4 protein-coding genes and 1 pseudogene are annotated in these 6,250 nt (G+C 74.1%); all 5 read left to right on the top strand.

All coding sequences use genetic code 11. The annotated features are described in order from the left end of the window. A pseudogene (locus tag AB0L75_RS19155) lies at window positions 1-405 on the top strand (hypothetical protein); the annotation flags it as partial. Window positions 406-440: 35 nt separating this feature from the next. Beyond that, on the top strand, window positions 441-2,180 hold the full coding sequence (locus AB0L75_RS19150) for an FHA domain-containing protein (RefSeq protein ID WP_365182212.1): 1,740 nt from the start codon (window positions 441-443) through the stop codon (window positions 2,178-2,180). Further along, window positions 2,177-3,766, top strand: coding sequence for a serine/threonine-protein kinase (locus AB0L75_RS19145; RefSeq protein WP_365182211.1), 1,590 nt, complete (start codon window positions 2,177-2,179; stop codon window positions 3,764-3,766). Before AB0L75_RS19150 ends, AB0L75_RS19145 begins: the two co-directional genes overlap by 4 nt. Window positions 3,767-3,821: 55 nt before the next feature. Further along, complete coding sequence (locus tag AB0L75_RS19140; protein WP_365182210.1) at window positions 3,822-5,471, top strand: hypothetical protein; 1,650 nt, start codon at window positions 3,822-3,824, stop codon at window positions 5,469-5,471. 109 nt (window positions 5,472-5,580) lie between these two features. Beyond that, complete coding sequence (locus AB0L75_RS19135) at window positions 5,581-6,153, top strand: PadR family transcriptional regulator (RefSeq protein WP_365182208.1); 573 nt, start codon at window positions 5,581-5,583, stop codon at window positions 6,151-6,153. Window positions 6,154-6,250: the final 97 nt, after the last annotated feature.

Below are 6,250 nucleotides of genomic sequence, written 5' to 3'. Positions count from 1 at the left end.
AACAGCAACCGTCCCAGTGGCGGTGGTGGTCATGGTGGTGGTGAGGGTGGCGGCGGCGGTGGTGAGGGTGGCGGTGACCCGGAGAACACCAACCGTCCCAGCGGCGGTGGTGGCCACGGCGGCGGTGACGGTGGGGGTGACGGAAACGACGGAGGCAGCCAGGAGAACATCGGTCGGCGTCCCGGCGGTGTCGGTGAGCCCGGCGGTGGTAACCGCATCATCGTCCAGGGCGGCCTGCCCGCCTCGGGCGAGAGTGACAGCGGTGATCACATCATTGTCCAGGGCGGCCTGCCCGCCTCCGGCCTCGGAAACGCCGCCACGCACCTGCCGGACTCCGGCCCCGCCGCGGAAGGCGACGCAGGCTTCGACGGCGGAACGTTCGCCAGCGGTTCCGGCGCGGGCTGAGCCAGCCAATGCTCTGCCATGTCTGCCGCGTCCACGTGCGACGCGACTTCCCGTACTGCCTTCACTGCGGCACCCCGCGCCGGGGTGCCGCACCGACGTCGTACGCCGCGCCCCAACTGCGCGGCCTCGACGACCCCACACGGCTCGTCCCGCTGACCGGCCCCGTCACCACGCTGGGCCGGGGCGAGGACAACGACGTGGTCCTGTCCGACACCAGCGTCTCGCGCCGCCACGCCCGCATCATCCGCACCGCTGAGGGCTTCCGGATCGAGGACCTGGACTCCTTCAACGGCACCTCCGTCGGCGGCGTCGACCTGCACGGCGGCACGGCCGGCCTCGCCGACGGCACCGAGCTGTCCATCGGCGACGTACGCCTGGTGTTTGAGCAGCCCCGCGACTCCCGGATCGGCTCGCGCACGATGGTCGTCGGCACCCAGCTGACCCAGCTGCCCACCGCCGGACAGGCCGGGCAGGAGGAGGCCCCCGAGGCGAACGGCCCGCTCACCGCGCGCCCCCGCCGCCGTTCCGGCTGGGCCCTCAAGCAGATCCCCACCGAACGCGGCACACCCCGCTGGGTGCTCAGCAGCACCCGCACCGGCCGCTATCTGGAACTGGACGAGCGCCAGGTCTTCCTGTGGCACGCCGTCGACGGCGAGAACACCGTACGGGACCTGCTGTTCGCCTACGCCGACCGCTACGGCGAACTCGCCCTGCCCCGCATCGAGTCCGCGCTGGCCGCGTTCGCGGACGCCGGGCTGCTGCGCGGCCTGCCCGGGCGGCCGGAGGAGGAGCGGCCGAAGGGCTGGCGGCGGGTGGGGCGTGCCGTGTACCGGGCGCTGCTGAAGCTGGAGGTGTCCGTCCCCGGCCTCGACCGGCTGGTGACCCGGCTCTACCAGGCTTTCGGCTGGCGGCTGTTCACCCGGACCGGGGTGCTGCTCGCCTGGCTGTCGGTGGCCGGCGGCCTCGTCGCGTTCTTCGCCGCGCAGGGCCGGCACCATCTGCTGGACTTCGGCGGGGCGGGCGTGTGGGGCCCGGTCCTGCTGGCCGCCGGATATGTGACGGTGCTGCTCATCCACGAACTCACGCACGCGCTGGCCGTGAAGTCGTACGGCCGCAAGGTCAGGCGCGGCGGGTTCCTGCTGATGATGGGCATGCCGTTCGCGTTCGTGGACACCAGCGACATGTGGTTCGGCTCCCGCTGGTCACGGGTCGTGGTGGCCCTGTCCGGGCCGCTGTCCACGGCGGCGCTGGCCGGCTGGTGTGCCACGGGCGCGGCCCTGCTGCCCGCCGGACCGGCCTCCGCCGTTCTCTACCACTTGGCCTTCGGCCTCTACCTGAACACTCTCTACAACTTCAACCCGCTGATGCCGCTGGACGGTTACCAGGCGCTGACCGACGCCCTGCGAGTGCCCCGGCTGCGCGAGGAGGCGAGCGCCTACTTCCGTACGGGCCTGTGGCGGGACCTGCGCGCGGGCAACCGGCCGGGCCCCCGTCAGGCCGGCCTGGCCGCCTACGGCCTCGCGGTCGTCGTGGGCACCTACGGCTTCCTCGGCCTCGCCCTGCTGGCCTGGCGCTCCCGCATCGGTGACCTGCTGGAGGGCCGGCTACCCGAGCCGTGGACCACGGTGATCGAGGCGGCCGTGGTCGCCCTGGTCGCCTTCCCTGTGTGGTCCGCGCCCGTGCGCTGGCTGCTGCGCCGGGTACGGCGCCGGCGGGACGCGAAGGCCGTACCGCAGGGCGCCGGGCTCCCCGCGCCGGTGGAGGGGACCGCATGACCCAGGACACGCACACCCCCGACGGCGGCTGGGCCGTACCCGGCTACGCGGCCGTCCGGACGCTCGGAGAGGGAGCCGGCGGCCGGGTCGTCCTCGCCCGGCACACCGCGACCGGCGTGCCCGTCGCCGTCAAGTACCTGAGCGAACGCCTGTGCGCGGACCGGGAGTTCCTGGCCCGCTTCCGCGCGGAGGCCCGGCTGCTCGGCGAGTTCCGGCACCCGTGCGTGGTGCGGCTGTACGAGTACGTCGAGGCACGCGCCGGTGCCGCGATCGTGATGGAGGCGGTGGACGGCGTCAGCCTGCGCCAACTGCTGCGCCGGCACGGGGCGACCGGCCCCGAGGCCGCGCTCGTCCTGCTCAAGGGCTCCTTGCTGGGGCTGGGCGCGGCCCACACGGCCGGGGTGGTGCACCGCGACTACAAGCCGGAGAACGTCCTGGTCCGCGCCGACGGCACCAGCGCGCTCGTCGACTTCGGCATCGCGGTGCGCAGCGGCCGGGAGACCGAGGCCACGGGCACGCCCGCCTATATGGCGCCGGAGCAGTGGAACGGCGAGCCCGCCGGCCCGGCGGCCGACGTCTACGCGGCGTCCGTGGTGTTCTTCGAGTCCCTGACCGGCCGGCGGCCGTTCCCCGGCGACGACGTGACCGCGCTGCGCCTGCAGCACCTGAACGCGCCAGCCCCGCTGGACGACGTACCCGCGCCGGTGCGTGCGCTGCTGCGCGCGGGCCTGGCGAAGGACCCGGCGGACCGGCCCGGCATCGAGACGTTCCTCGCCGACCTGGAACGGTCCGCCACGGAGGGCTACGGCGCCGGCTGGGAGGAGCGCGGCCGCCGTCGGCTGGCCGAACTCGCCGCGCTGCTCGCCCTGCTGTTCCCGTTCACCACGACCGCGACCCTTGAGGGCTCGGCCAGTGCGCTGACCCTGCTGGGCCGGCTGAAACGCGGGGGATGGAAGGTGGCGACCGGTGGGGTGGCCGCGCTGGTGGTCGTCGCGGGCGGAGCGACGTACGCGACGGGCCGCCCGCATGAGACATCGACGACGGTGGCGAGTTCAACCCCTTCGCCGGTCAACTCGCCGACGGAGCCGGGCACTTCACCTTCCGCATCCACCTCGCCGACCGTCGCCCCGCCGCCCACGGCCGACGCGCCGCCCTCCGTCACGCCCTCGGACAGCCCGTCTTCCTCGCCGCCGCCTTCGACCTCGCCGAGCCCGTCCACGGCGACGACCCCGACCGCCGAGCCGCCGGCCACCGCGTCCCCGAGCGCGGCCACCCCCGGCACGGTCACCCTCACCATCGGCTCCTGGCAGCGTGGCCAGAGACCCGGCACGCTCATCGCGGCGGTGACGGTCGAGACGACGGGCACCGGTCCGCTGACCGTCACCGCGAACTACTACGTCGACACACCCGCCGACGCGTACGGCTCCCAGTTCCAGCCCCTGTCCGGGAGCACGCGGTACGACCTGACCTTCGAGGCCGATTTCTCCAACCACCCGTGCCGGGGGACCTGGGACGTCACGCTCAGCAGCGACCCGGCGGCAGCGAACGGTCCCCAGACGGCCTCCCTGGACGCACCGCCGTGCTGACCACGCTCCCGAGGGACCCGAGAGCCACTCCCCGCCGCGACGAGAACGGATCGACATGACGACAGCCACCACAGTGGCCGACCGGCCCCTGTCCGGCTGGTCACGGCACACGCGCTACGGCACCTGGCACGCCCTGCTCCCCGCCCGGTCCGGCGAGCGCACCCTCGGCGCGCTGCGCATCGATCGAGCCCTGCTGGCGCCCGAGGGCACACGCGAGCGCCTGGCGGCCGTGGTGCTCGCCACGGCGAAGCTCAGGCTGCCCGGACTGCTCGGCACGGTCGACCTCGTGGCCGAGGCCGGTGAGGTGTGGCTGCTCACGGCCCGGCCACCGGCCCCCACCCTGGCCGACGTCCTGTCGTCGGCCAACGGTCCTCGCCCGGACGCGGGCAGCGTGGCCAGCATCCTCAACGAGACCGCGCAGACCCTCCTCGCCCTGCGCACGGCAGGCCTGACCCACGGCTCACTCGGCCCCGACACCGTGGTGATCGCCCCGGACGGGGTCGCCCTACTGGCCGAGGCGGAGCTGAGCATGGTGCTGGGCGACGCGGCCGCCGTACCGGTGTCGGGCGACACACCGCACGCCGAACGCCAGGCAGTCACCACCGCTGCCTGGGCCGCCCTGGCCCGCACCCTCGGTGCCGCCTGGACGCAGCCCGGAACCCCCGCGGCGGACCTGATCGCCCGCTGCTCCGCCGCCGCCGAGGCGCAGGGGCTGGCGGCGGCCCGGGCCGCCCTGGTGGCCGGACGCGCGGCGCTCCCGGCGGACTTCCTGCGCCGCACGGCGCTCCGCGCGGCGACGGCCGCGTCGACCCCGGAGTTCGCGCCGCCGAAGGCACCGGAACCGTCCCTCGCAGTGGCCCCCGGTCGCCCGGCTCCACGGACGGACACTCACCCGGCGCCGACCACAACCGACCCCGCCCCACTCCCCACCGCCCCCGAAAACCCAGCTGCCGCGCCCGACCGCCCGTCCCGCCCTTCAGGCACCGTCGGCCAACCCGCCACCGCGGCCCATGCCCACAGCTCCGCAGGCCCGGACCCGCGAGCCCCCCTGGTCGCCCCCGGACCTCACCCATCAGCCGTCGCCGACCAGCTCACCACCGTCGGCCGCGCTCACCGTTCCACCGCCCCGGACACCCAGGCGACCGTCCTCGGCAAGCGCAACCGTGTCACCTTGCCTCCGGTGGCGGCAGGGGAGGACTCCGGTGGGATCCTGCTCCGGTTCGGGCCCGGGGTCCCCGTGGAGGAGCAGGACGTCCTGCGTGCCCGATGGCGGACCGAGGCGGCGGTGCCGGCCTCCCCGCGCTCGCGGCGCGGACGACGGGGCTGGATCGTCACCACCGCCGTCGTCGCGATCGCCGCCGTCCTGCTCTGGCTGCTGCTGCGCCCGGCTCCCGCTCCCGAGGTCGTCGCCGTCCGGGTCCAGGCCCCCGCCGGGCCGTTGCACTGCGGTCAGACGGCCGACCTGATCGGTGTCGTCACCACCGACGGGCACGGCGGCCTCGTCACCTACCGGTGGCTGCGCGCGGACGGTCAGGACTCGGGCGAGCTGGTCCACACCGCCCACCGCGGTGAGCGCCGGGTCAGGGTGCACCTGCGCTGGACGGTCCGCGGTCCGGGCCGCTTCCGGGGGACCGCCCGCCTGAGGATCGCGCACCAGCCGGCCCCGATGGAGGCGGAGGCGAGCTTCACCTACGTCTGTCCTTGAGGCGTCTGTCTTTTGGGCGTCCGTCCTTGGGACGGTGTCGGGGTGAGCCGCGTCGCATCGGAGCGAGACAGGCTTGCTATGCAACGAGTTGCATAGAAGGATCGGCGGCATGGCACTCGAACACGCGATCCTGGTGTCGCTTTTGGAGAAGCCAGGATCCGGCTACGAGCTGGCCCGGCGCTTCGAGCGGTCCATCGGCTACTTCTGGACCGCGACCCACCAGCAGATCTATCGCGTGCTCAAGCGCATGGAGACCGACGGTTGGGTCGACGTCCGGGACGTCCCGCAGCAGGGCCGGCCGGACAAGAAGGAGTACTCCGTCGCCGACCTCGGCCGGGCCGCGCTGTCCTCCTGGCTGCAGGATCCGATCGAACCCGAGAGCGTCCGCCACGACCTGGCTGTGAAGATCCGCGGCGCCGCCTTCGACGATCCGGCCGCCCTTGTCCGCGAGGTGGAGCGACACCGCCAGGCGCACCGGGACCGGCTGGCGCACTATCTCGCAGGAGAGGCGCGCGACTTCACGGCGCCCGAAGCAAGCACGGCCGGTCCTAAGGCGCCGCTCGACGCGGAGCGAGAGCTGCAGCACGTCGTCCTGCGCGGCGGCATCGCGTACGAGCGGATGATGATCGACTGGCTGGACGACGTGCTCGCCACGCTGGCCCGGTTCGGTCCGGGCCGCTGATCGCCGCCGAATCCGCCGCCGGTCCGCACGATCCGGCCCGTCCAGCCGTCAGACCTCCCGTTACCCATCCCACCCGTCCACCAGCCGAAAGGCGTCA

It is taken from the genome of Streptomyces sp. NPDC052101, from assembly GCF_040680235.1.
GTDB lineage: Bacteria > Actinomycetota > Actinomycetes > Streptomycetales > Streptomycetaceae > Streptomyces.
This window is presented reverse-complemented; position numbering and strand designations above follow the sequence as displayed.